The 26505-nt window shown below is 66.6% G+C and carries 23 protein-coding genes; 10 read left to right on the plus strand and 13 right to left on the minus strand.

What is annotated here, in order from left to right:
• Positions 1-24: 24 nt before the first annotated feature.
• Positions 25-612 (minus strand): SOS response-associated peptidase, encoded by a 588-nt coding sequence (locus P0Y59_15605; GenBank protein ID WEK02594.1) that lies wholly within the window; start codon positions 610-612, stop codon positions 25-27.
• A 228-nt stretch (positions 613-840) separates the two neighbouring features.
• Here P0Y59_15605 and P0Y59_15610 point away from each other — a divergent pair, with 228 nt between their 5' ends.
• Complete coding sequence (locus P0Y59_15610; GenBank protein WEJ98367.1) at positions 841-2157, plus strand: transglutaminase-like domain-containing protein; 1317 nt, start codon at positions 841-843, stop codon at positions 2155-2157.
• Between the two features lie 13 nt (positions 2158-2170).
• Here the strand turns inward: P0Y59_15610 and P0Y59_15615 are convergent, their stop codons facing one another.
• From P0Y59_15615 to P0Y59_15645, 7 genes are all read right to left on the minus strand, one after another.
• A complete protein-coding gene (locus tag P0Y59_15615; protein WEJ98368.1) occupies positions 2171-2629 on the minus strand; it encodes a hypothetical protein in 459 nt (152 codons plus the stop codon).
• A gap of 116 nt (positions 2630-2745) precedes the next feature.
• Positions 2746-4437, minus strand: a complete 1692-nt coding sequence (locus P0Y59_15620) for an L-lactate permease (protein WEJ98369.1) — start codon at positions 4435-4437, stop codon at positions 2746-2748.
• Positions 4438-4473: 36 nt separating this feature from the next.
• A complete protein-coding gene (locus P0Y59_15625) occupies positions 4474-5805 on the minus strand; it encodes a glycerate kinase (protein WEJ98370.1) in 1332 nt (443 codons plus the stop codon).
• Positions 5806-5921: 116 nt separating this feature from the next.
• On the minus strand, positions 5922-7328 hold the full coding sequence (locus P0Y59_15630) for a beta-lactamase family protein (GenBank protein WEJ98371.1): 1407 nt from the start codon (positions 7326-7328) through the stop codon (positions 5922-5924).
• Positions 7325-7738 (minus strand): excisionase family DNA-binding protein, encoded by a 414-nt coding sequence (locus tag P0Y59_15635; protein WEJ98372.1) that lies wholly within the window; start codon positions 7736-7738, stop codon positions 7325-7327. Before P0Y59_15635 ends, P0Y59_15630 begins: the two co-directional genes overlap by 4 nt.
• A gap of 143 nt (positions 7739-7881) precedes the next feature.
• Positions 7882-9549: a M56 family metallopeptidase gene (locus tag P0Y59_15640; protein ID WEJ98373.1), complete on the minus strand. Its 1668-nt coding sequence runs from the start codon at positions 9547-9549 to the stop codon at positions 7882-7884.
• A complete protein-coding gene (locus tag P0Y59_15645) occupies positions 9546-9932 on the minus strand; it encodes a BlaI/MecI/CopY family transcriptional regulator (protein WEJ98374.1) in 387 nt (128 codons plus the stop codon). The genes P0Y59_15640 and P0Y59_15645 overlap by 4 nt, the downstream gene beginning before the upstream one ends.
• 496 nt (positions 9933-10428) lie before the next feature.
• On the opposite strand from P0Y59_15645, the gene P0Y59_15650 reads away from it, so the two are divergent.
• Positions 10429-10980 (plus strand): hypothetical protein, encoded by a 552-nt coding sequence (locus P0Y59_15650; GenBank protein ID WEJ98375.1) that lies wholly within the window; start codon positions 10429-10431, stop codon positions 10978-10980.
• Here the strand turns inward: P0Y59_15650 and P0Y59_15655 are convergent.
• The gene (locus tag P0Y59_15655) at positions 10977-11771 is read right to left on the minus strand and encodes a LytTR family DNA-binding domain-containing protein (GenBank protein ID WEJ98376.1); all 795 of its coding nucleotides are present in this window, start codon (positions 11769-11771) and stop codon (positions 10977-10979) included. The two genes, P0Y59_15650 and P0Y59_15655, sit on opposite strands and share 4 nt — an antisense overlap.
• Before the next feature lie 4 nt (positions 11772-11775).
• Positions 11776-12807 carry a histidine kinase gene (locus P0Y59_15660; GenBank protein ID WEJ98377.1) on the minus strand — a complete coding sequence of 344 codons (1032 nt, stop codon included), beginning with the start codon at positions 12805-12807 and terminating at the stop codon, positions 11776-11778.
• Between the two features lie 224 nt (positions 12808-13031).
• On the opposite strand from P0Y59_15660, the gene P0Y59_15665 reads away from it, so the two are divergent.
• The gene (locus P0Y59_15665) at positions 13032-13451 is read left to right on the plus strand and encodes a hypothetical protein (protein WEJ98378.1); all 420 of its coding nucleotides are present in this window, start codon (positions 13032-13034) and stop codon (positions 13449-13451) included.
• Between the two features lie 56 nt (positions 13452-13507).
• On the opposite strand, the gene mprF is transcribed toward P0Y59_15665, so the two are convergent.
• The 3 genes from mprF to P0Y59_15680 are packed head-to-tail and all read right to left on the minus strand — an operon-like array spanning position 13508 to position 17240.
• Positions 13508-16030: a bifunctional lysylphosphatidylglycerol flippase/synthetase MprF gene (gene mprF, locus P0Y59_15670; protein WEK02595.1), complete on the minus strand. Its 2523-nt coding sequence runs from the start codon at positions 16028-16030 to the stop codon at positions 13508-13510.
• Between the two features lie 35 nt (positions 16031-16065).
• The gene (locus P0Y59_15675; GenBank protein ID WEJ98379.1) at positions 16066-16473 is read right to left on the minus strand and encodes a DUF2147 domain-containing protein; all 408 of its coding nucleotides are present in this window, start codon (positions 16471-16473) and stop codon (positions 16066-16068) included.
• Positions 16470-17240 (minus strand): type IV secretion system protein VirJ, encoded by a 771-nt coding sequence (locus tag P0Y59_15680; protein WEJ98380.1) that lies wholly within the window; start codon positions 17238-17240, stop codon positions 16470-16472. The genes P0Y59_15675 and P0Y59_15680 overlap by 4 nt, the downstream gene beginning before the upstream one ends.
• A 426-nt stretch (positions 17241-17666) precedes the next feature.
• Here P0Y59_15680 and P0Y59_15685 point away from each other — a divergent pair, with 426 nt between their 5' ends.
• From P0Y59_15685 to P0Y59_15715, 7 genes are all read left to right on the plus strand, one after another.
• On the plus strand, positions 17667-20081 hold the full coding sequence (locus P0Y59_15685; GenBank protein ID WEJ98381.1) for a TonB-dependent receptor: 2415 nt from the start codon (positions 17667-17669) through the stop codon (positions 20079-20081).
• 5 nt (positions 20082-20086) lie between these two features.
• A complete protein-coding gene (locus P0Y59_15690; protein ID WEJ98382.1) occupies positions 20087-21490 on the plus strand; it encodes an MFS transporter in 1404 nt (467 codons plus the stop codon).
• A gap of 12 nt (positions 21491-21502) precedes the next feature.
• Positions 21503-22438, plus strand: a complete 936-nt coding sequence (locus tag P0Y59_15695) for a TauD/TfdA family dioxygenase (protein ID WEJ98383.1) — start codon at positions 21503-21505, stop codon at positions 22436-22438.
• Between the two features lie 172 nt (positions 22439-22610).
• Positions 22611-24242: an arylsulfatase gene (locus P0Y59_15700; GenBank protein WEK02596.1), complete on the plus strand. Its 1632-nt coding sequence runs from the start codon at positions 22611-22613 to the stop codon at positions 24240-24242.
• Complete coding sequence (locus P0Y59_15705) at positions 24242-25168, plus strand: serine O-acetyltransferase (GenBank protein WEJ98384.1); 927 nt, start codon at positions 24242-24244, stop codon at positions 25166-25168. The genes P0Y59_15700 and P0Y59_15705 overlap by 1 nt, the downstream gene beginning before the upstream one ends.
• Positions 25169-25227: 59 nt before the next feature.
• Positions 25228-26124, plus strand: coding sequence for a TauD/TfdA family dioxygenase (locus P0Y59_15710; protein ID WEJ98385.1), 897 nt, complete (start codon positions 25228-25230; stop codon positions 26122-26124).
• Between the two features lie 35 nt (positions 26125-26159).
• Positions 26160-26468 carry a ribosomal protein L7/L12 gene (locus tag P0Y59_15715; GenBank protein WEJ98386.1) on the plus strand — a complete coding sequence of 103 codons (309 nt, stop codon included), beginning with the start codon at positions 26160-26162 and terminating at the stop codon, positions 26466-26468.
• Positions 26469-26505: the final 37 nt, after the last annotated feature.

Below are 26505 nucleotides of genomic sequence, written 5' to 3' on the forward strand. Positions count from 1 at the left end.
GAACGGGATGGATCGGCTCGAAGGCTACCCCACCTGCGCCACCGCCAGGCTCCCCGCCGGAAGTGCGTGCAGCACCTGCCGCGCCGGCACTGAGGGATCAAGCCAATCCGCCCAGCGCGACCGGTCGAGGATCGCGATCTGGCGGTCGTGATACGGTGCGATGTCCGGCCCCAGCTCCATCGTCAGCAGGGTGAAGGCCTCGCCCACGTCGCTGGTACGCCACAGGCCGGCGATGCAGAACCAGGGCTGGTCCTTCATCGTGAACAGCCATTTGTCCTTGCGCTTCTTCTTCGGGTCCTCGGGCGTGGTGAATTCATAGAAGCCGTCGGCAAGGACCAGGCAGCGCCCGTTCGGGAATTCGCGACCGTCGGAGCGGAAATTATAGACCGGCTTGCGGTTCGGCCCCGGCCAGCTCCAGCGGCGCTGCACCAGCTCACCCGCCGCGCGCACCCCCGCCACCGAACGGACGATCGGCGCGCTATCCGTGATCTTGATGTCCGCCCGCGGCTCGATATTGGGCAGGCCTTCCGGAAAACGGATATCGATCTCCAGCTCCGCGAAGCCATCGATCAGCGTCGCCGCATCCACCTCGAGGCGATAGTCGTTGCACATCGGGCCTCCATAACGCTGAATCGCCGCGGCCGCGACATGCGTTGCCGTGGACATGCCGCAGCGCCCGGCTATGTTCGGGCGATGGCCCGGAGGATTTCGCAGAGAGCAGCATATTGGGCTGGCCTCACCCTTGTCTTGCCGGTCGGCGCGACGGCAGCCGTTGCGCCCGCGCCCGGTGATTCCGCCTGGTATCTGATCTCTGCCCGGGATGGCGTCCCTATCGGATACATGTCGCACGAGGAGATGCCGGGGCCTGACGGCCGCCGCGTCGTCGATGTTCAGCGGATCGACCTGATCGAGCAGCATCATGGCCCGCTCCACCTGTCCCGCCGGAGCGAGACGCGCCGGGATTCAGCCGGAAAGACGATCTCGGTCAGCGAGGAATCGCGCGACGGCGAGACATGGGTGCGGAGCGAGGTGCGGGTCAGTGCGGGCGAAGCGGAGATCGTGCGCGCATCGCCGTCCGATCGGCGAACCATACGCGTGGCGCTGCCCGCCGGGGTCCGCTTCGACGATGGCGACGGTCTGCTGCGCGGATGGGATCCACTGGGTCCGCCACTCGAATTTCCGAACCTCAATATCGGCGCCTTGGCGGTCGAGCGCGTCGTGATCGAGCGGCTTGACCGGAAACCCGACGGCGACGGCAGGATCTCGGTGGTGCGCCGACGCTATGACGGCGATGCACTGCGCGGCGTCGCCAGGCTGGTGCTCGACCGGGACCGGCGAGTCGTTTCGATCAGCCAGGCGCTGCTCGGCGGGGCCATCACCCTGCGCGCGACTGATCGGGACACGGCGCTGCAGAAACGCCCGATCCACACCGTTCCGCTTGAACTAAGCATCGCGTCGCCATTCCGCATCTCACCGACGGCAATGCAGGGTCATATCCGGTATCGCTTCTCCTTCGTCGACGGGCTCGTCTTCAGCCTGCCGGAGACGGGGGAGCAACGGGCGACGCGGACGGACGACAGCACGACGGTCGATATCTGCGAGACATGCGGCCCCGGTCTGCCCGACACCGTCGAGGCACTTGCCGATGCCCGCAAGCCGACGCCCTGGTTGCAGAGCGACGCAGCGATGATCCGCGCGATTGCGGCACCGATCGCCCGGCTCCCGCTGTCCGATGCCGGCAAGATGAAATTGCTGGCGAAACGTGCGCGGGAGCATCTCAAACGGGTCGAGGTCTCGGGCCATTATTCGGCGCTGGATGCGTTGAAGCGAGGCGCGGGTGACTGCACGGAGGATGCGGTAGTGCTCGCCGCTCTTGGTCGTGCCGCCGGCATTCCGACACGTGTCGCGAATGGCCTGGTCTATGCCCGGCAACGCTTCCACGGCACCAGCAACGCTTTCCTGCCACATAGCTGGACCCTGGCCTGGGCCGATGGCGTGTGGCGAAGCTTCGACCTGTCGCTCGGCGATTTCGACGCGACGCATCTCGCGCTGACGGTCGGCGATGGCGATGCCCGCTCGGTACTTGCGGCAAACCAGCTCGCTGGTCTGTTGCGTTGGGACGGGATGAACGAAGTCAGGCCGCGGCCCGCCTCATGATGGGCCGTCTGGTCTAGCCGCCGTTTCGCCGCCGCGGTGTTTCCTTCGCATCGGTCGCCCCGGAAGATGGCGACGCTACCGCGCCGCTCGGCCGCACTGCGGGGACGTCCTCATAGATGGCCGGCAGCTCAGGCACGGCCCTGTCGGCGGTCACCTCCACATATTTGACATTGTGCAGGTCGCGAACCCCGCCGACCACGATGTCGATGTCGTCCTGCGCTGCCGCGGCCATCGGCATTGCGACCAACGCAGCGGCGAGCGCTGCCGCAGCCAGTGCGGGGCGCAACGGCAGCCGATAGGACACGCATACCTCCCCGACACAGGCCCGCATGAAAGCCACCCGTTCCTCGTCGCGCATGTCGGTCAGGTCGAACACCTGGCGCTTGCACATGCGGCACATGTCGCCGTCCATCACCGCAGCGAGATTGTTCTTGTAGGGACAGGGACTCTGGATCTTCGGGAAAATGGCCATCGCACCTCTCCGATATTTGCGAGGCATTCTATGCGATCGGTCGTCGCGAGTCGACACTGCGCGACGGAGAGCTGAAAGGATACTGGCGTCCCGATCCCGACTGTCGAGCCCTTCCGCTACCGCACCAGCAGGGTGAAGGGCGGCACATAGGCCATCAGCATCACCACCATGCCAACCAACGACGCAAGCACGATGCTGTGCAGGAAGACGTAGCGCAGGATACGCCCTTCCTGCCCGAACCACTGGGTCGCGGTGGAAGCGACGACGATGCTCTGCGCGTCGATCATCTTGCCCATCACGCCGCCCGCGCTGTTCGCCGCCGCCATCAGGGTCGGCGACAGGTGAAGCTGTTCCGACGTCACCTTCTGCAAGCCGCCGAACAGCACGTTTGACGCCGTGTCGGAGCCGGTCACCGCCACGCCGAGCCAGCCGAGCATCGTTCCGAAGAACGGGTACATCACGCCCGTCGCGGCAAAGGCGAGGCCCATGGTCGCGTCGAGCCCGGAGAAGCGCGTGACGTTGCCGAGCGCCAGCATCGCCGCGATGGTCAGCAGCGACGGGATGACCATCACGAACGCGCGGCCATAGCTCCTCGCGATCCCCGCCGGGCCGAGCCCGAGCAGGAAGCCGCTGAGCACGCCCGCCAGAAGGATCGCCGATCCGGTCGCGGACAGCGGGTTGAAATTGAAGATCGCCGGTTCCGCCGCGGCGGTCGCCACCACCGGCGGCACGCGCAGGATCGCCATGTCGAGCCCCGGCACATGGATGGCGAGCCTGAAGATGCCGTCGAGCGCCGCCTTCACCGCCGGCACGCCCCACAGGAACACGATGACCGTCAGGATCAGCCACGGCATCCAGGCCTTGCGCATCGCCGCCGCGCTCACTCCGCCGGGCACCACCACCGCCGCATCCTCATGCTCGGCAACGTGCGCAGCGTCAGTGGCCGGCACGCGTTCGTCGCCCCTGGCAAGCGGCGCTTCATTGACGTGCATGATGTCGCGCGGCTTCCATACCCTCAGGAAGCCGGCCAGAACGACGAGGGTGACGAGCGCCGATCCGATCGCCGCCAGCCACGGCCCGTGCAGGTTGGAAATCAGGAATTGCGTGCCGCCGAACACCAGGCCGACCAGCAGCACCGCCGGCCAGATCGCCAGGGTCCGCCGCCAGCCGCAATAAGCAACCAGCAGCCAGAAGGGCACCATCAGGCAAAAGGGCAGCATCTGTCGCCCAACCATCGCCGACAGGTCGTCGAGCGGCAGGCCGGTGACGGTCGCCAGCGTAACGAGCGGGGTGCCGAGCGCCCCGAACGCGACTGGCGCGGTGTTGGCGATCAGCGACAGGCCCGATGCCTGGAGCCGGGTGAAGCCAAGTCCGATCAGCATCGCCCCCGTCACCGCCACCGGCGTGCCGAAGCCCGCCGCCCCTTCGAAAAAGGCGCCAAGGCAGAAGGCGATCAGGAGGAGCTGGAGCCGACTGTCCTGCGTCACCCGCGCGATCGAATCGCGCAGCACCTGGAACTGCCCCTGCTCGTTGGTGAGCTGGTAGAGGAAGATGATGTTGAGGACGATCCAGCCGATCGGCAACAGACCATATGCCGCGCCATAGCCAGCCGCCCGCGCGGCAAGGCCGGCCGGCATCCCGAAGGCAAGAGTCGCGATCAGCAAGGCGGCCGCGAGGCCGAGCAGCGCAGCGATATGCGCGCGGACATGAAACACCCCGATACAGCCGAGCAGCACCGCGAGAGGCGCCGCCGCGAGCACGACCGACAGCCAGCTCCCCAGCGGATGATAGTCCTGCGACCAGGTCATCGATTTCATCCCCCTCGCGCTTTTATCGGTATCGGTTCAGCCGGTCCCCTCCGGCACGATCAGGATCGCCCGCAGATCGTTGACATTGGTGCGCGTCGGCCCGGTCACGACGAGGTCGCCGAGCGCTGCGAAAAAGGGATGGGCGAGGTTCGCATCGAGCATCGCCCGCGCATCGAGCCCGAGCGCGCTGGCGCGTGCGAGCGTGCTGGGCGTGACGATCGCCCCGGCATTGTCCTCGGTCCCATCGATGCCGTCAGTGTCGCAGGCGATCGCGTGGATAGCGGGAGCGCCATCGAGCGCGATGGCGAGGCCAAGCAGATATTCCAGGTTGCGTCCGCCACGTCCCTCCGGATTGGTCACCCGCACCACCGTCTCGCCGCCCGACAGGATCACCCGCGCTTTCCCGTCCGCCGCGAGCCGGCGCGCTAGTCCGGCATGCTCCGCACCGAGAAGCCGCGCCTCGCCTTCGAGATGATCGCCCAGGTCGGTGACCTCATAGCCATGCTTCTCAGCGAGCCGCCGCGCAGCCTGGAGCGCGTCCCGGGCACGCGCGACGATCAGCACCTCGCCCTCCGCTAGCCCGGGGGAGTCGGCCGGCGGCGTCTCGTTGGCCGGATCGCCAAGCGCCGCGGCAACCCGGGCAGGCAAGGAGATGCCATAGCGCGCGACGATCGCGCGCGCCGTTTCCAGTCTCGTATGATCAGCCACGGTCGGCCCGGAGGCGACAAAGGAAGGGTCGTCGCCGGGCACGTCGGAGACGATCAGCGTCGTAACGCGCGCCGGCGCGGCGGCGACCGCGAGCCGCCCACCCTTCACCATCGACAGATGCTTCCTGACGCTGTTGATCTCGGCGATCGCCGCGCCGGAGCGAAGCAGTGCCCGCGTGACGGCCTGCTTGTCCGCCAGCGAGACACCCGGCACCGGCATGACGAACAACGCGGAGCCGCCGCCCGAGACCAGCGCGAGCAGCCGATCCTCCGCACCCAGCCCCTGAACCAGCTCAAGCCCGCGCGCGGCGGCGGCAAGGCTCGCCGTATCGGGCACTGGATGGCCAGCCTCGATCACCTCGAAACCCGGGGGCAGAAAATGTGGAGACCCGGAATGACCATGGCGCGTGATCACCAGGCCCGACACCGGCCCGCGCACCATGCCCGCCGCGACCGATGCCATCGCCGCCGCTGCCTTGCCGATCGCGACGATCAGGGTGCAGCCGGCAACAGGTTCGCCGACGATCCCGGCGGGAATGCAGCGTTCGGCGGACACGGCATCAACCGCCGTATCGAACAAGGCACGGAGCAGTTGGCGCGGCTGCATCGCCGCGTCGGGATTCTCCGTCACCGGCGGCCCCTCCGCGCGGGATTCGGGCATGGCCTTGTTGGCCGCAAACGCGTCCCCCTCCTCTTCGTGCCGTCCTACGAGACGTGCGGACGGTCACTTTCCGTGAAAGGCCGGGCGACTTCAATGTCAGTGTTCAGGGAAGGATATTATTTCAGTAATGCCTTCAGGCGCTGCACGGCATTGCTGTTGTTGGGGTCGAGTTCAAGCGATCGCCTGTAGCCGGCGATCGCCAGGGCGGTGTCACCATTCACCGCATAAGCCTCCGCGAGGCTGTCACAGGCATTGCCGCTCAACGGGAACAGCTCGGCACCGATCTTCAGCACCGCCAGCGCGTCTCCGGGCTTGCCGAAGCTGAGCAAACGATATCCCCAGTCGTTGAGTTCCTGTTCGTCAACCTTGAAAGCCGGGTCGCGGCGCAGCCTGGCCAGGACGGCGGGTGCCTTGTCGTACCCCTGCCGATCAAGCGCCGCCCGAAGCGCGGCCACGCCCTCGATCCGCATGCCGGGAATGTAGAGCGCGGCGATCTCGTCGACCATATCCTCAGGCGCGGCGCCAGCAAGGTTGGTCAGGATGGCCACGCCGACATCATCACCGGGATAGAGGAACATCGCCGCCCGCGACCCGCCAGTCATGCCGACGCTGCGGTGCTGTGCCCGCTCCATCACCAGCCAGCCCATGCCCCATTGGCCGGGCGATCCGTTGGCCAAGGGTACGCGGGTCCACATCGCCTGCCGCGCGGCGGGGCCAAGCAGGCGGCCATCGAGGATTGCGTTCATCCAGTGTGCCATGTCGGTGGCGTTGCTCTCCATGCCCGAGGCGGCACGATGCTTGGGCGAGAACACCTCGAACCGGCCGCGCAAAGCGCCATGATTCAGGCCATAGACGGCGACCTTGCCGGGTACGATATCGCGGTCGTCATGCAGTGCCGTCGAAGGCATGCCGACCAGCGCGATCTGGGCAAGCACGACAGGCTCGTCGAGCGGACGGCCATCGAGCTTGTTGAGGATGTTCTGGATCAGCGCATAATTGGTCTGGTTGTAATCGAACCGCTCGCCGGGTGGAAAGCGGACCGGCTGCGCCAATACCCAGGTCCAGGCTGCCTCTTCATCACCCTGTCGGTTTCCCGCATCCCCTGCGAAATTGGGCAGGCCGGAGGTGTGGCTGAGCAATTGCCGAACGGTCACGCCACGCCATGCCTCGGGCAGGCCATCCAGATAGTCGCCGACGCGCTTGGACAGGTCGAGCCGCCCCGCCTCGACCGCGCGCATCGCGGCAACGCCGGTAAACGCCTTGGTGATCGAGTTGATCGGAAAGACCGTCGCATCGGTTACCGGCACGGGCGTCTGGAGGTTCGCGACGCCATAATGCCGCAGCAGCACGATCCGGCCATTCCTGACCACAACGACCTGGGCTCCCGGTATCTTCCTGTCCGCCATTGCACGCCGCATGATCGCGTCGACCTGGGCGGCCGGGTCCGGTTTGGCTTCCGCCGGCGAGGCTGCAAGCGCCAGCAGCGCGATTGCGCCCCGGAGAAAGGCTCCGATCCGCATCATGCCGGCTCCTGTCCGGCAGCCCGGGCGGTGCGATAATCCAGTACGGCGCGCACCGGCAGCTTCCGATGCGTGCCCACCATGCGGTAAGGCAGCTCACCTCGGGTCAGCAGCTTGACGAGGTGCGGGCGCGACATGTTGAGCAGGTCGGCCGCCTGTTGCGTGGTCAGTTCGGCCTCGAACGGCACCACGGCGACAGCATTGCCCTTACCCGTTTCGGCCACCATCCGCAGCAACGCGCGGAAGATGGTCGCCGGCAACATGATCGCTTCCCGGCCGGATCCGGCGCGCAAGCTGACAATATCGTCGCCGCGGTCGAGCCGCGACAACTGGCCGGCTGCGGCGCGCGCGGCATCGATCTCGGCGCCGCTCGGCGCATGGATATCGGCCATGTTCAGCGCCCATTCGGCCATCGCGCTCCTGCCCGACGTCATCGACGAGCACTTTCGGGAAAGGGGATTTCGCGTCTCATCGCTGCTCCTCAAGGGTCGCGGACAAGCCGGGGGCGTCCGCCGTCGCACGGTTGGTGATTTCAACTGCTATGGAGGATCGGGGGCTAGCCCGCTCCGTCGCCGGCGCCGCGTCTCTTGTCGATCTCGTCCATGCGTCGGCCGATCAAGTGCCAGAGATCGATGTCAGGCTGCGCCCGTCGCGCCGCAAGGGCATAGGCCGGCGTCACACCCAGCTTTGCGAGCTGGACCAGCTTCTTCGACGATATGCCGTCGAATCCGGCTTCTCGCATGCCGGTGACCAAAGCGGGTGTCACGCCGAAGAGGCTGTAGCCCACAAAATCATAGAGGTTCGGCGGCGCCGCCCCCACCGCCCGGAAAGTCTCGAAATCGGCGGCGCGTGCACCGTGCGACCAAAGAATCCGGAGCTGCTTGGCATTGGGCAGGCCAAGCCCCAGGGCCGTGATCGAGCGGAGGTAATCGGGCGTGATACCGTCCTGCTGAAGCGACGGCAGAGCGCGCAAGTCTCCGCCATAGCCGGCACGGAGCATCGCTGCTTCATAGGATTCGGCGACCGGCGCAGGCTCTGGCGGAGCCGGATCGACGCTGACCGCACCCACCGCGGCGGCGATTGGCAGCGGATCTGGCACCCCTCTCGGAGCCGGCGCCTCCGCCACGATGGTGCCGGCAGTGACGGTAGCGGCTCCGGCGACTCGTATCATTGGGACACGCTTCGGTACATGCTTGGGCCGCGCGGGCTGAACGATCGATGCACGCGCCCGTGGTAGCGCCGAGACAGTGCACAGGCCGAGCACTGCGACGCCTGCCAGCATCAGCGGCGCGGCGCGGCGCGGCGCCGGCAGCCTCTCGCCCAGGATATGCGCGACGCGAAGTCGCAGCGCCGAGGTGGGACGATGCCCGTTGATCGCGAGGGCGAGAGCGGGGTTGCGCGAGACTTCGAGCGCACACAGCGCGGTGGCGAAGGCCAGCGGATCGCCACACGCAGCCAGCGCAAGATCGTCGCAGCAATGCTCCCGTTCCTCGCGCAGCCGCCGGCTGATCCACCAGACCGCCGGATGGAAGAAGAACAGGGCCTCGACCAGGGTCTGCAACAGGTTCCAGAAATAGTCGGCCCGGCGGACATGGGCGAGCTCATGCGCAAGCACCGCTTCTAGCTGATCGGGCGACAGGGCAGCGAGCGCCGAAACCGGCAGGACCACGACCGAGCGGAACAGACCCATGACGAAGGGCCCCGACGCCTGAAGGGACAGGCGCAACACGACCGGACGAAGCGTCATGCAGGCGCACAGGCGGTCGATCATCTCCGTCAACGGTGCTGGCACCGCGAGATCGGCCGCGTGGACGAGGCGCTGCAACACGATCCACCCGCCGATCCCTCTGACCGACAGCAACAACACGCCGGCAAGCCACGCCATATCGAGCCAGAACAGCAAGTCGCCATTCGCCGAAGAAGCAAAAGCGGGCCGGAACGCAGCCCCTGCCCCGATCGCAACGTCCGCCAGGGGTACGCCCTGGCCGGTGTTCGGGATCGTGACGGAGACCGCGGCGATCCGCGCCAGCGCCTCCTGATGGATCAGGGTGGCAATCGCGGTTGCGACGATCGCCAGCATCGCGCCAAGCGCGAGACCATAGCGCGCCCGGCTGCTCAGGCCCGGGAACACCCGGTCGATTGTGCCATAGACAAAGGCGATCGCCGCCGCCTGCCAGCAGAAATGGATCAGGGTCCACGCCAGCGCGTCGGCGTGCAACGTCATGGCTTCGGCCTCTTCGAGTCGATCAGCTTGCGGATCTCGCTAAGCTCGTCCGCATCGACTGTTTCCATCGACAGAGCGTGCATCGCGAGTTGCGCGGCCGATCCGGCAAACAGCCTGGTGGTCAGGTCGCGGAGCAACTGGCTCTGAGTGTCGCTCTGGCTCGCGGCGGCGCGATAGAGATGCGCCTTGCCCTGCTCGGTTCGCTCGACCAGCCCCTTCTCGGTCATGATCTGCAGCGTTTTGAGCACCGAGGTATAGCCGCGCGGGCGATTCTGGCTGAGCCCATCGAACAGCTCGCGCACCGTTGCCTCGCCCTTTCCCCATAGCGCCGCAAGCAGCTCCAGCTCGGCCTCGGTTGGCTTGGGAAGGTCCTGCTTCGTCATGCCCGAGTTTCTATACGAAGAGCTTCGTAGGAGTCAACGAAGACTTTCGTAGATTGTTGCAGACGGCGGGCGGGAGGGCCTCGCCTGCCCGAGCGGACCGACCAGATCCTTGGATCAGGTCGATCGACCACAGCGACGCCATCAACGCACCGAGGATCGCCGCATTGACCCGCCGGGCCGAAAAAGCGTGCCGTTCGGCGGTTCGGCGCGACAGTCGCGACAGGAGGCCGGACACTCAGCGCATTCCGGGCGGAGCGGCCGTGCGTCCGCGATAGCCGCGGCGCATGAAGGCCGAATGCCCTGGAAACCCGCCGGACGCGGAAACTGCGCCAGCGACGGATACATCCCGACGCGACGACACGCGTCCGAAGGATGCCCCCGGACCGGCGCGGGAACCCGATGCGGCCGACCTGCCGCCCGGGCTCTACTGATCCGTCGCGGGCCAGCTTGCTGATGGCGCGGTGCTCCTGCTAAGCATCGCGGGATGGGAACGCCGTTGGTTGATCGCGACCTGAGCCTTACCGATCACGAGGGCACCTTCCTGGCGCTGGTGCTGCGGATCCAGCCGGTCACCGCCTATCTCGTCTCCAAAATCTATGACGGTTCGCCCGTCAGCAACTTCAACACAAGCAAGGGCAAGATCTATCCGCTCATCCGGCGGCTCGCGGAACGCGGCCTGCTCGACAAGCAGGCCGTCGAAGGCGATGCGCGCGGCACCGAGCAGCTGAGCTGCACCGCCCTCGGCGAGGAAGCGGTGCGCGCCTGGGTGAAGGAGATACGGCCGGCGCATATGCTGCTCGAGGATCCGCTGCGCACCAAGGTCCAGTCTTTCGACCTGCTGACCGAACGCGAACGGATCGAGTGGATCTTCGAAACCAGGCAATTGCTCATTGCCCAGGTCGAGGCGCTCGAGCGCTATGAGGAAGGCGTCTCGGTACCGTTCAAGGCCTTCGTCCACGACAATGCCATGCGCTCGATCCGCGCCCGTATCGAATGGCTCGACGCCATGCTGAGCGCATTGCCGCGCAACGACACGGCCACTCGCTAGTCCGGGGGAATCCGGTCGTTGGCGATCATGTCGCGGACAGTCCGGCGATAGCTGCGTCCCACCGGCAGCTTGTTTCCGGCATCGGTGCTGAGCTGATAGCTGCCTGTCGCCAGTCGCCGCACTGACGAAATACGCTCCCGATTGACGATATAGGAGCGGTGGATCCTGGCGAAGCGCTGGGTATCGAGCTGCTCGAGCAACGCGGTCAGCGATTCGCGGTGAAGATAATTGGCGTCGCCGAGATGCAGCCGGACATATTCGCCCTCCGCGGCGACCCAGTCGACCCGGTCGAGATCGACACGCACCGTCTCACCCCGGCGCTGCACCCAGATATGGCGGGATTCGGCAACGTCGCCCGCCCGCTCCCGGCGCAGCGCGTCGAGCTGGCCCGCCAGCTCGTTGAGCCGGGCCCGGGCGCTGCGGTCCTCGATCGAGCGACGGATGCGGTCGATCGCAGTCTGCAATCGGCCAAGCCGGATCGGCTTGGTGAGGAAATCGATCGCCCCTGCTTCGAACGCCGTCGCGGCGAAATGCGGATAGGCAGTGACGAACACGATCAGCGGCGCAGCTTCGCCGACGCGGGCCAGTTCCTCCACCACATCGAATCCGTCGAGCGCCGGCATCTCGACGTCGAGCAGCACCGCATCGGGGGCACAGGCAGCAATCTCGGCCAGTGCCGCGGTACCGTTGGCCGCCGTGCCGACGATTTCCACCCCTTCGATCCGGCCAAGCAGGTCCTGCAGCCGCTGGATCGCCAGCAATTCGTCGTCGCAAAGGAGAAGCCGGATCATCGCCTCACCCCGCCGTCGACCAGGGGATTTCGATGGTCACCATGAAGCCCCCGTCGCTCTGCCGCTCGGCGAGGAAGTGACAATTCCGCGCGAAGCGCGCGCGCAGCCGATCCGCGACATTGGTCAGGCCGACGCCAGTGCCCCTGACGCACGACGTCCCGCCCACCGGCGCGCTATTGCACACGGTGATGCGCAACCATTCGCCCTCGCGCCGCGCGGCGATGCGCAGCATGATCGGCTCAAGGCTGGTCGCGACCGCATGGCGCACGGCATTCTCCACCAGCGGCTGAGTGACGAGGCTCGGCACCAGCGCAGACCGGACATCTTCGGGAACATCGATCTCGACCTTCAGCCGATCGGGAAACCGCAACTCCTCGATCGACAGGTAAAGCGACTGGAGCTCGATCTCCTTTTCCAGCGGGATGTCCTCATGTGGATCGAGCGACAGGCCGGCGCGCAGGAAATCGGCAAGGTTTTCCACCATCGCCTCGGCACTCTCCGCCTCGCGCCGGGAGATCAATGCCGCGATCGAATTGAGCGTATTGAACATGAAATGCGGGTTGAGCTGGTACCGCAACGCGCGGAGCTGGGCAGCATGGGCGATGCGCTGCAGACGGGCGATCCGCCGCTCCCGGTCACTCAGCTCGAGGCTGCTGGTGACGGCGACCAGCAAGGCGCACAGCGCGGCGTAGGACCAGAACCATTGCAGCAGTGCGACGACATAAAGGCCTGTCGAGAAGGAATCCATGTTCGATTCGGGGACCAGCCAGTCGAAGATCACGAGGTTCGCCGCGCCATGGAGGGCGCAGCCGACAAGCGCCGCGACCAGGGCAGCGATCAGCTTGACCTTCATCGATCGGCTGGCGAAGCGCCGAAGCTGGTTGGCGATGACGAAGGACAGGCCAATCGCGATAATCGTCACGTAGAGGCGCGGCAGGAGGTAGGACAGCTTCTCCTCGTCGCCCATGTTCAGCCGGCGCATCAGCGTCAGGATCGAAAATTGCGTCGTCCAGAACAGCAGGATGAACCAGATCATCGTGCGCCGGATCGCCCGGACGCTCTCATTCTCCTGCGGAAGGGATTCCATCGTCACATGCACCAGCCATCGTAGCCAGCGACCGCTTGACCGGTAAACAGCACCTTCGTGACGTTGATCGGGCTCAACGTGCCGTTCGCGCCATTTATGCCGTTCGTCCGGGGCTGAACGCCGTTCGCGGCATCCCGGATGAGACGCCATGTCGCCCGACTATCATATATTGCATGCACGGTACCGCCCCTCGTTCCGATGTTGGATCCCACGCGCCGGTCACGTCGATTCCGGACGAGGAAGGGCGTCGTCCGCTGATCAAGCGAGGCTCGCTGACCGCGACCTTCGATCCGGTCGAGGTTTGCTGGAATGGCCGGCCAGTGCCGTTGTCTCCACTTGAGGCGGCGATCGTGGTGAAGCTGATCAAGCGTGGCCGTGCCACCTGGTCCGATCTGCGCAACCTGCTCGTTGAGAACAATGCTCAGCCGGATACCTGCGAAGTGCTGGTGTTCCGTATCCGCCGCAAATTCGCTGCGATGGGCGCGAACAAGCCGATCGAAACGATTCGCGGCTGGGGCCTGCGCCTGCGGGTCGAGCATGACGCGCGCGGATCGAGCTCGCTGTGGATCGGGGCGACCGAGGTCATGGACTGAACCGCCGGGACGTGTAGCCCTCTACGGACGGGACAACGGCCGCAAGGGACTGACGTTCAGCCCCCGATCAGCGCGATCAGGTCGATCATCGCGCGGGCAGCAGGCAGCCCGGGCGGCGTCGCGACGTAGCGCGGTTGCCAGTCGGGGTGGAACTTCGCCTTGAACGACCGGAGCCCCGCGAACCCGTACAGCGCTTCGCCATGGCCGTAGATGGCATGGCCAATCCGCGACCAACCCGGCGCGAGCCGCCCGCCGCCCAGCCCCGACAAGGGCGCCATGCCCAGGTTGAAGCGGCGATAGCCCTCCACCTCGCCCCATTGCATCAGCCGCACGAGCAGCAGATCCATCGTGCCATAGGGCGTGTCGGGGAAATGCCGCATCAGGTCGACCGACAATTCGTGGCGGTTCCGCGTCGCCCAGATATTGGCGAAGGCAATGATGCGATCCTCCTGCCACAACACCGCGCAATCGAACCGGACCAGGTAATCGGGATCGAAGCGCCCGATGCTGAAACGCTTCTCTGCCCCGGCCTTGCCGCGCAGCCACGCATCGGACACCTCCTTCAACGCCGGGCCATAGGCGGCGACGTTCGCGACAGGCAGTATCTCGAACCGCAGCCCGGCCGCCTCGGCCCGACGCACCGAATGACGCAGCGACTTGCCGGTGGGGCCGTCGAGCGAGAAGGGGTCGAGCGGGACATGCGCCTCCTCCCCATATTTCATCGTCTGCAGGCCGAGTTCGACCAGCAATGGCAGCATGTCGGTGCTTGCCTGATAGAAGCAGAGCCGGCCATGCGCCGCATCGCATTCCGCACGGATTCTCCAGACCAGCTCGGACCAGGCGGCCACCGGGCCGACCGGGTCCCCCATTACGACCCAGGTGCGGCCCTGCACGCGGTACATCAGGAAGGCATCGGCCGAAGCCGAAACGATGAAATGCTTGTCGCCGGTATAGGCGAGCGCCGCGTCGGCGCGGGAAGAAACGGCGAAGGCGCGATCGGCGATCTCGCGCGCCAGCACGCTTTCGCCATGCGCGCGCACCGGCGCAGCGAGCAGCCGCCACGCCGCCACCGCGACGAGGACGACGACCGCGCCGACGCTCGCCCGCAGGAAGCGGGGGGCATTGCCCCGCCAGGCGAATTCCCACCACAGGTCGGTCGAATAGGGCACGCGCTTGTACGCGAAGAAGCCTGCCCACAGGCTGAGCGCGAGCGCTACCATCGCCGCGGCGAGCCACAGGCGCTGGAACGGCGCGTCGAACACACCGGCGCGGCGGTAAAAAGCGGGGCGGCAATATTGCAGGATGCCCGCGATCACCGTCAGGATCGCCGCTTCCTCATAATCCACGCCCTTCAGGATCGAGAAGACAGCCCCCCCGACCAGCAGCAGCCGCGCGGCGATGAAGCCGCTGCGCAGCCGCGCGTTGATCGCTGGCGACACCATGATCAGCACGGTGCCCGCCAGGCTCGCCGAGAAATGCGATGCCTCGATAAAGGGCAGCGGCAGGACGTCAGCCAGCCAGAAGATGCGGTCGCGCGCGGCGGGCAGCGCCCCCGACACAAGCAGCACCAGGCCGCCGGTGAAGACGAGTGCCGCGAGCAGAGGCGGGGCCAGCGCCCGGCTTGCCTGCTCGACCATCGACACGCCGACCGCGATCGGGTGGCGCAGGCGCCGCCCTTCGAGCACGCCCAGCAACCCGGCCGCGGTGGCAAGCGGCAACAGGTAATAGATGACGCGGTACAGCAGCAGCGCGGCGAACAGACCCGGCCGGTCGCCGGGCACCGTCGCCAGCATCACTGCCTCGAACACGCCGATACCGCCCGGCACATGAGTCACCAGTATCGCCACGAGCCCGACCGCATAGGCGACAAGGAACAGGTCGAGCGGCGGTGCCGAGGCGGCGGGCAACAGCACGTACAACGTCGTCGCGGCAAGCAACAGGTCGAGCGCCGCCACCCCGATCTGCGCCGACAGGATCGGGAGCGACGGGACCGGCAGGACGAAATCGCCCCAGCCAATCCGTTTGCGCCCGGATGCGCGCACGGCGAACAGCAGGACGATGCCCCCAAGCAGCGCGGCGCCGGCGAGGTGACCGGCAAGCGGCGCGATCGTGACGATGCCAAGTTCGATCGGCGTCGCGGCGAAGAAGAGCGCGGCCGCCCCGACCACGGCGACCCCGCCCCAGAAGGTCGCCGAGGCGAGCAGGGTCACCCGCGCGACATCGCCGAGCTCAAGCCCGGCGGTCGCATAGACCCGGTAGCGCGCCGATCCGCCCGTCAGCAGCGAGAGGCCGAGATTATGGCTGACGGTATAGCTGGTGAAGGAGGCCAGCGCCGCCGTTCGCCAGGGCAGCGGTCGCCCGATCGCACGGAGCGCCAGCACATCGTAGAACGTCAGGCAGAGATAGCTGCCGACCGTCAGCGCAAGGGCAAGACCGATCGAGCCGTCCGGGATCGCGTGCAGCGCGGCCCGTACTTCCTTGAGCCTGACCTCGGCGAGCAGCCCGCGGAGCGCGGCAAACCCGAGCAGCGCGACCGCCAGCACCGCGGCGGCGACCAGCCAGCGGCGATGCCGGAGCATCCACTGCGCCGTGCCCGATCGCGCCTTGGCGTGGATCAGACGCGTTTCCAGATCTGCGACTTGCACAGGAACCCTCCGATAAGACAACCGGAGATCTTCAGCGTATCAGGCGCGAGCCTTTGTATTCGCGAAGAGAAGCTGTGCCCCATGTCCGGCACATAAACGGTGCCGGCCCAGCGATCGAGTCCGATCTTGCGATAGTCCTTCAGCAGTTCGATGCCGACCAGCTTGTCGATCCCGGCATCGCGCGCATCGGCCTCGGCAACGGGCGTGGCGGCGGCGATCGCGCCGCACAGCGCATCTCCGCAAGCCATGGTGCGCACGCGGAGCGTGCCCTTCGGGTTCTGCCACAGCCCGATCGGCATGTCGCGAGTGGCTGTCGTCCCGGCAAAGACAGGCGTGGCGACAAGGGCGAGCATCAGGATGAGGAGTCGCAAGGTCATGACGGGATACTCTTGGGCAGGACCGGGCGCAGCGCGCCGAGGATCGTCGGGATCAGCCGGGCCGGATCATTGTTGAGGAAATGCCCCCCGGGTAGTTCGATGCGCCGCGCGACCCCGCCAAGCAGCGGGCACAGGCTGTCGGTCTCGCGCGCGCCATAGATGCAGGTCAGCGGCGCCCAGGACAGGGTCCGTGCCGCGTCGATCGCCTGCGCGTCGGGCGTGCCGCGATAGGCGAGGCTGGTCGGATCGGCACGGAAGAACACGCTCCGTCCCGGCACCACCAGCACGATCGCGGCGACCTTCGCACGGAGATCGGCCGGCAGCCGGGCGATGCCGGTACCGATGATATCCGACCCGAACGACTGTCCGACCAGCACGACCCGGTCGGCATGCGCCCGCTCCAGCGCGGCCCGCACGGTGCCGGCGACCAAGTCATCGACCTCGCCGCGGTTGCGGCGCCGGCCGAAGATCGTCGGGGAATTCACCCCCATCACCGGGATGCCCTGCGCGGCGAGCGCGCTGGTGACGTGCGGCCCCATGCCGAACCGAAGCCCCATATCACCCGAGAAGAACAGGCCGACGACCGGCACCCGCTCCTGGCCGAAATGGCCGAACTGGTGGATTGGATCGCGGTCGAAGAAACCGGCGATGCCCGCCAGCGCCAGCAGCGCGGCGACGATCAGCAACGCCCCACCACCCAGCCAGCGCAGGGCGCGGCGGGCCGGACGGCGGCGGATCGGGCGATCGACAAGACGCGGCATTTCCATCGCTCGCACCTAGGCTCAGGGGTCTGACGGTGTAGTGGATGCTTCGTGAAAAAACCGTCATCCGGTTTCGCGACGCGGCAGGCCGCGCGTCGCCCGCGTCGTTAGTCGCGCTTTCGTACCGACAAGTCGAACTTTGCTTCTCATATCCCATCGAATCGATAGGAATAGAGTCGTTCGATCAGCATGATCATATTGCCTGATCGATCGCGACCCGTAACCCGGCAAGGAGCCCGCGAATATGCGCAGCGATTGCTTTCACCTGCCATCCGGAACTGCTTGAACAACAACAGGTCAAGAATGATCAGCTCTTGATCAATAGCTTATAACGCGCGGTCCGTGCGGCGTATTGTTGCGTCTTTAGCCTCGGCATCGATTGATTCCGGGAACGGAGAGCTGTGCCGTTCGCGGATCGAACATGAAAAGGGTATGACAAACATGGATTCAGGCCGGCATTTCCGTTTCGTTGTGCTCGCAGGCGCCGCGCCATTGGCGCTGCTCGCCCAGCCCGCGACCGCACAAACGGCGTTGGACGGCCAGCACCTTGCCAGCAACGACGCGACAGCGCCTGAAGTCGCCGCCACTGACGAGGCGGCCGGCGACGTCGTCGTCACCGCACGGCGCCGGTCGGAACGCGCCCAGGACGTGCCGATCGCGCTCAGCGTGGTCAGCGAGGAGAGCCTTCGCGCCCGGGGCGACTATACGCTCGGCACGATCCAGCAGAGCGTGCCGAGTCTGCAGGTCTTCAGCTTCAACCCGCGCAACACCAATGTGAACATCCGCGGCCTCGGCTCCAACGTCGCGCTCACCAATGACGGGCTGGAGAACGGCGTCGGCATCTATATCGACCAGGTCTATTACGGCCGCCTCGGCCAGAGCCAGTTCGAGTTGGTCGATCTCGACCGGATCGAGGTGCTGCGCGGACCGCAGGGCACCTTGTTCGGCAAGAACACCACTGCCGGCGCGATCAACATCACCAGCAAGGCACCGACCTTCGACCTGCAGGGCTTCGGCGAGGCAACCGGTGGCAATTACGGATTCCACCAGCTTCGCGGATCGATCAGCGGCGGCCTGATCGACAATCTGGTCGCCGCGCGGATCAGCGTCAGCGACACGCATCGCGATGGCTTCATCAGCAACATCACCACGGGCAGGAAGGTCCATGATTTCGACAATTTCACCGCGCGCGGGCAATTGCTGATCACCCCGACGCCCAACCTGACCGCGCGGATCATCGCCGACTACGGCAAGCAGAAGCAGAATTGCTGCATCCCGCTGATCGCCGGGGTCATCACGAAATACGACAACGGCGCGCCGATCGCGAACAACTTCATCGATCGGGTCAATCGCGCGGGCTACACGCCGCTGCCCTTCACGCCCTTCGCCCGCGTCACCGACGCGGAGGCGAATTTCCAGGCGAACATGGATACCTGGGGCGTGTCGGGCCAGCTCGACTGGGATGTCGGGCCAGTCACGCTCACCTCGGTCACGGCGAGCCGCCAGTGGAACTGGTTCCCGGCGAACGACGGCGATTACACCGCGCTGCCGGTCAATCTGAAGAGCCAGCAACAGAACAACCAGCGCCAGTTCAGCCAGGAACTGCGCCTCGCCTCGAACGGCACCAACAGGATCGACTATGTCGTCGGCGCCTATTATTTCTACCAGATCATCCGCGGCTATGGCACGTCGGCTTATGGTTCGGCCGCACCCAAATGGCTGTTCCCCGCGCAATATGCGGCCGACCCGATCGCGACCGACGCAGCGGTCAACGGCTTCGAGGCGCAGTCGCAATCGACACCGGTGACGCGCAGCTATGCGCTGTTCGGCCAGACCGTCTGGCATATCAGCGACGCGCTCAGTCTGACCACCGGCCTGCGCTACACCCATGAGAAGAAGGTCGGCGGATTTGCGCAGCAGCAGGTCGCGGGACTTTCGCTGGCCGGGCTGACCCAGGCGCAGCGGACAGCGGCGCAGGCGCTGCGCAACCAGCTCAACCCGATCACCGCCTATACCGCCGAGACCAGCGACGACAGCCTGTCCGGCCTGGCGACGCTGAGCTGGAAGGCGACCGACGACGTGCTGCTCTATGCGAGCTATTCGCGCGGCAACAAGTCGGGCGGGCTCAACCTCTCCAACCTACCGGCCGGCGTCAGCGCGGTGGTCGCGCCGGAGAAGGTCGACAATTACGAGGTCGGCGTGAAGAGCCAGCTCTTCAACCGCGCGCTGACGCTGAACGCCGCCGCCTTCTGGACCGATGTCGCCAACTATCAGACGGCGATCACCGAACAGATCCCCAGCACCACCAATTTCCGCAACTACATCACCAACATCCCGCTCGCGCGGTCGCGCGGCGTTGAGGCTGACGCGGTCTGGGCTGTCACCAGCAAGATCAGCCTCAACCTGTCGGGCGCCTATACCGACGCCTATTATGTGAGTTACCCAAAGGGCCCGACGCCGGTCGAGACGAGCAACATCTCCCCCTCGACCGACCTGTCCGGCAAGCCGCTGGCGGGCGTGCCGAAATGGACCTTCACCGGTGGCGGCGATTTCCGCCAGCCGCTGGGCGGCGGCACCGAACTGTACGGCCATGCCGACTATGGCTGGCGATCGTCCTTCTACACCGCGGTCAGCGACAGCCGCTTCTCGCTCGTGCCCTCCTACGGGATCGGCAACGCGCGCATCGGCGTGCGCCTCGATGACGGGCGTTACGACCTGTCGGTCTGGGCGAAGAACATCTTCGACAAGGACTATTTCCAGACCCTGTCGATCGTCGCCAGCGGTGTGATCACCGCCAATCTGGGCGACCCCCGCACCGTCGGCGCCACCTTCCGCGTGAGGATCTGAGGGCAATGGCGACGCTCGCCTTCAGCGATTTCCCGGCCCCCGCCAGGGCAGCGCCCGCATCGGATCGCCCTGCCGCGCTCAGGCTGATCGGCTTCGCCTCGATGGCGGTGCCGATCGCTGGGGCCGGGCTGCCGCTCGCGATCTTCGTGCCGCAGCTCTACGCGACGCATTTCGGCATATCGCTCGCGACGATCGGCTTCATCTTCCTGCTCGGCCGCCTCTGGGACGTCGTGTCGGACCCGATCGTCGGCGTGCTGAGCGACCGCACGCGCAGCCGCTTCGGGCGACGGCGCCCCTGGATCGCGGCGGGCGGCGTGCTGTTCGGGCTTGGCTCCGCGCTGCTGTTCTTCCCGCCGCCGGCTCTGGTCGGGCCGCTCTATCTCGGGCTTGTCCTGTTCGTCTTCTATCTCGGCTGGACGATGATCGAGATTCCCTTCTCCGCCTGGGCGGGGGAGATCGACCGCGACTATCACGGCCGCACCCGGGTGGTGACCTATCAGCTCACCCTGCGCTCGATCGGGCTGCTGCTCGTGCTGGTGCTGCCGACGCTGCTCGACCAGGTCAGGCCGGGCGATGGCGGGCTGAAACTACAGGTGGTCGGCGGCTTCATCATCGTCACGCTGATCCCGGCGCTGTTCGCCAGCCTGCTCGCCTTTCGCGAGCCGCCCCTGCCCGATACGCCGCCGGTTCGGGCCGGCTTCTGGACGACGGCGAAGGTCATCCTCTCCGACGGCCTGCTGCTCCGCGTGCTTGCCTCCGACGTCGCGGTGACCGCCGGGCAGAGCATCCGCGCCGGGCTGATCGTGTTCTTCGCGGTCAACTATATGGGCCTGCCCGCCTGGGCGAGCGGCCTATACCTGTTGCAATTCATCTTCGGCGTGCTGGCAGGTCCGATCTGGCTGCGTATCGGCTACAGGCTGGGCAAGCGCCAGACCGCCATCGCCGGAGAGCTCGCCCAGGCGGCGATCAATATCGGGCTGGTCTTCGTCTTCCCCGACATGCTCGGCCTGATGATCGCGCTCACCGTGGCGCAAGGGCTAACTCAGGGTTCCGGCAACCTGATGCTGCGCGCGATGGTCGGCGACGTCGCCGACGCGCACCGGCTGAAGACCGGACACGAGCGGACCGGCCTGTTCTATTCGGTGTTCAGCCTCTCGGCGAAGCTCGGCCCCGCCCTCGGCATCGGCCTTGCCCTGCCGCTGGTCGCCTGGTTCGGTTTCGACCCGAAGGCGGCGAGCGCGACGGGATCGCTCGAAGCACTGAAATACACTTTCGCGCTCGGCCCCGCGCTCGCGCACATCATCGCCGCCGCCCTGATCTGGCGTTTCCCGCTCGACGAGGCCGCCTACCGCGAGGTCCGCCGCGCGCTCGACGCCGAACATTCCTCCCCCACCGCCACGACTGCCTGAAGGAGACATGCCATGACTGCCCTGATCCATCATTTCGACAATGTCGCCGATGCCGACGGCCCGCTCGACATCGTGCCGGTGGGTGGCCGGATCGGCGCCGAGATCCGCGGTGTGCGCCTCGGCGGACACCTGGATGACGATATCGTCGCCGCGATCCGCGCCGCGCTGGTGCGGCACAAGGTGATCTTCTTCCGTGACCAGACTCATCTGGACGACGAGACGCACGAAGCCTTTGCCGCTCGCCTCGGTGAACCGCTCGCCCACCCGACCGTGCCGGTGGCCGAAGGATCGCGCTTCCTGCTCGAACTTAATTCGAAGGAAGGCGAGGCCGCCTCCGCCTGGCACACCGACATCACCTTCCTGCCCGCCTTCCCCTCGGCCTCGATCCTGCGCGCGCTGACCATCCCCCCCGCCGGCGGCGACACTCTATGGGCCAACGGAGCGGCGGCCTATGCCAGCCTTCCCGCCCCGCTCAAGGCGCTGGTCGAGCGGCTGCGCGCGGTGCACACCAATGCCTATGATTATGCGGCGAGCCGGCCCGAGGCCTCGAACGACCAGATCAGGCGTCACCGCGAGGTCTTCGCCTCGACCGTCTACGAGACCGAGCATCCGGTCGTGCATATTCACCCCGAGACTCAGGAACGCGTCCTGCTCCTGGGCAATTTCGTGAAGTCGTTCGTCGGGCTGAACCGCGACGATTTCGCCCGGATCTTCGGCCTGCTGCAGGATCATATCACGAAGCCGGAGAACACGGTGCGCTGGCGCTGGACGCCGGGCGACGTGGCGATCTGGGACAATCGCGCGACCCAGCACCGGGCGATCGCCGATTTCGCGAAACAGGCCCGGCTGCTGCGCCGCGCGACGATCGCCGGTTCGGTGCCCGTGGGCGTCGACGGCAACCACAGCCGCGTGCTGAAGCCCGAGCCGGAACTGCTGGCGGCGGAGTGAGCTCAAGTCTCCCTCTCCCCTCGCGGGAGAGGGTCGGGGAGAGGGGCAGTGAGACACACTGGTCCTCCCTCCCCGGACCGCCCCTCTCTCCTGCCCTCTCCCCGCAAGCGGGGAGAGGGAGAAAGCCGAGCCAATGAAACGCTACACCATCCTCTCCGCCGCGATCGTCGCAATGGCACCGCTTCTCCTCCTCAACGGCGGCACCGCCCCAGCGCCGCTGGAAGCGGCAGCGCCGGAGCCGGCCAGGCCCAACATCCTGATCATCGTCGCCGACGATCTCGGCTATTCGGATGTCGGCGCGTTCGGTGGCGAGATCCGCACGCCGAACCTCGACGCGCTCGCCGCGCGCGGGCTGAAGCTGACCGGCTGGCACAGCGCGCCCACCTGCTCCCCGACCCGGTCGATGCTGATGAGCGGCACCGACAATCATCTGGCCGGTCTCGGCAACATGGCCGAACTGCTCGCGCCCAACCAGCGGGGGCAGCGCGGCTATGAAGGCTATCTGCCCGCAGACGTCGTCAGCCTGGCCGAGCGGCTGCGCGACCTGAACTATGCAACGCTGATGTCGGGCAAATGGCATCTCGGCACCCGGCCCGAGGACAGCCCCGCGCGGCGCGGCTTCGAGCAGAGCTTCGACCTCGCCCAGGGCGGCGGCAACCATTACGGCCTCGACCTGTCCAAAGCGCCCGGCGACAAGGGCACGACCTATTGGGAGAATGGCCAGCAGTTGACCGCCCTGCCAGCCGATTTCTATTCGTCCGACACCTATGCCTCGAAGCTGATCGAGTTCCTCGGCAAGGCTGACAAGACCAAACCCTTCTTCGCCTATCTCACCTTCACCGCCCCGCACTGGCCACTCCAGGCGCCGGAGGAGGATATCGCGCGCTATCGCGGCAAATATGATGCCGGGTTCGAGGTGCTGCGTGAGCAGCGGCTCGCGCGGATGAAGCAGCTCGGGCTGATCCCGGCCAATGTCGCGGCGCACCCGCTCCAGCTCAAGAAAGGCAGGGACTGGGCGAGCCTCACGCCTGAGCAGAAGCGCGAACAGTCGCGGGCGATGGAGGTCTATGCCGCGATGGTCGACCGGATGGACCAGAATGTCGGGCGGGTGATCGCCCATCTCAAGGCGACCGGACAATATGACAACACGATCATCCTGTTCACCGCTGATAATGGCGCCGAGGGACTCGACGTCGCCACCGCGGAGATTCCCGGCCTCAGCGACCGGGTGAAGGCGGCCGACAACAGTCTCGCCAATTACGGCAGGCCGACCTCCTATATCGGCTATGGCCCCGGCTGGGCACAGGCGGCGACCGCCCCCTCCTGGCTCTACAAGGGTTACACCACCGAAGGCGGCACCCGCGTCGCCGCGTTCATCGACTGGCCCGGCGGGGTGCGCCGCGGGGTAAGCAACACCTACGGCACCGTCATGGATGTCGTCCCGACCCTGGTCGAGGCGGCGGGCGGCGACTGGCGCGGCGCGACCTATGCCGGGCGCACGGTGCAGCCGGTGCGCGGGGCGAGCTGGCAACCCTATCTGACCGGCAGGGCGGAACGGGTCCACGCGACCGACGAACATGTCGGCAGCGAGTTGTTCGGCAGGCGTGCGATCCGCCAGGGCGACTGGAAGGCGATCAATCTCGGCGACGGCTGGAAATTGTTCGATGTCGCGAAGGATCCGGGCGAGACGCGCGACCTGGCGAAGCAGGACCCGAAACGCATCGCCGCGCTCGCTTCAGCATGGGACGATTATGGCAGGCAGGTCGGGGTGATCATGCCGTCGACGCCGGCGACCTTCCCGTGATGCTGATGGCGAATGATCCGCTGGACGCCGTCGTGCTCGGCCTGGCATCGGCCAGGCGGGACTGGCGCGCCGCGCACCAGCGCCACGCCAATGCCGGTACCACGCGTTTCCCCTCGCGCGTCGCGCTCGAGTTCATGCTTGAACATCTCGAGGCGGCACTGTTCCCGCAGCGGCTCGGCCATTTCGAGGGCACGACCGAGGATGTCTTCGTCCGGCTCCGCCTCGAACAGGCCTTTGGTCTGCTAGAGGCGGAGATCGGGCGCGAGCTGCGTTATTGGGAAGCCGAGACCGGCGACCGGTTCGACTGCGATCACGGCAGCACCATCGTCCGCCTGTTCGCCGCGGCGTTGCCCGAGATACGCCGGCTGATCGACAGCGACGTGGCCGCTGCCTTCCAGGGCGATCCGGCAGCACGCAGCGTCGACGAAATCCTGATCTGCTACCCCTGCGCGGCGGCGGTGATGTACCACCGGCTGGCGCACCAGCTCTTCGAGCTCGGAGCGCCGCTGGTCGCGCGGGTGATTTCCGAGATCGCCAATAGCCGGACCGGCATCGACATCCATCCCGGCGCGACGATCGGGCCGAGCTTCTTCATCGACCACGGCACTGGCGTGGTGATCGGCGAGACGGCGATCATCGGCGCGCGCGTGCGGCTGTACCAGCATGTCACGCTTGGCGCGCGGCGCCTGCCGCCGGAGGACGGCCATAGCGTGCGCGAACGCTTTGCCCGCCACCCGATCGTCGAGGACGATGTGGTGGTCTATGCCGGCGCGACGATCCTCGGCCGGGTCAGGATCGGGCGTGGCGCGACGATCGGCGGCAATGTCTGGGTGACGGAGGATGTCGCGCCGGGCGCCCTGGTGATGCAGCCGCCGGCCCTGTCCTTCGCCGCCGCCCAGGCACCACCGCTGTTTCCGGAAGGGTAGGCATGGCCATTGCGCAACCTTGCGCGAGGGCAGACATTGAGCATGTAGAGGAGACCGCGATGGCGACCGCTTTGAACATCGGGACCGACCTGCAGGACCGCGCGGCGTCGCGCGGGATCGTCATCACGCCGTCGACCCCGACGATCGGCGCTGAGATATCGGGCATCGGCCTGAACCATCCGCTCGACGACAGCGTCGCGGAGATCGTCCGCGAGGCCTGGCTGACGCACAAGGTGATCTTCTTTCGCGACCAGGACATTGACTACGCGAGCCATCTCCGCCTCGGCCGGCTGTTCGGCGAGCTCGAGGGCCATCCGGTCATCCCGCATGTCGAGGGCTATCCCGAGGTGCTGCTGATCAAGGGTGTCGAGGGCGTGCAGCTGACGGCGGAGAGTTTCGCACCGTTCAAGGCGTACAACAAATGGCACACCGACGTGACCTTTCGCGAACGCCCCTCGATCGCCTCGGTGCTGCGCGCCCGGCTGCTACCGCCCCTGGGCGGCGACACGATCTGGTCTGACACGGCCGCCGCTTATGCCGGCCTGCCCCAGGCAGTGAAGGAGCGCATCGCCCATCTCGATGCCGAGCACGATATCGTCGCAAGCTTCGGCGGACGGGTCAGCGAGGAGAAGCGGGCGCAGCTAGCCCGCGATTTCCCGGCGGTGGCGCATCCGGTGGTGCGCACCCATCCCGAGACGGGCGAGAAGATCCTCTACGTCAACTACACCTTCACGACCCGGATTCTCGGCATCCCGGAGGAGGAAAGCAAGGAACTGCTCCGCCTGCTCTACGAGCGGATCAAGGTGCCCGAATATCAGGTCCGCTTCCGCTGGACGCCGAACGCGATCGGCATCTGGGACAATCGCTCGACCCAGCATTATGCGGTCGGCGATTACTGGCCCGCCGAACGGGTGCTTGAGCGGGTGACGGTTTCCGGGGATGTGGTGACGCGCTAGGGTCACCGGCCACAAAGGTCATCACAGGAGCAGCGATGTTCGTTCCCATTCCAGTGCTGATCGCGATCGGTGTCGTCTTCCTGCTGTTAGTCGTCTGGGCCCTGCGATCCTCGCGCGGTCGAGATCCGCTGATGGGTGGCGGACAGCCCCCCGCCTATCGAGCCGCGCCAGCCCCACGCAAAGTTTCGATGGCGGCACCCTCCCTGCCCCTGCCGCCCGAGGTGGAGGAACAGGTCCGCGCGTTGATGGCGGCGGGGCGCAAGATCGACGCGATCAAGCTCGCCCGGGATGTTACTCATCTGGGCCTGAAGGAAACCAAGGACCTGGTGGAATCGTTTGAGTGACGCGGTTGTCCTGACCAACTTGCGCATCAGGCCACCA

The organism is Candidatus Sphingomonas phytovorans (genome assembly GCA_029202385.1).
In the GTDB taxonomy this organism is placed as follows: Bacteria; Pseudomonadota; Alphaproteobacteria; order Sphingomonadales; family Sphingomonadaceae; genus Sphingomonas; species Sphingomonas phytovorans.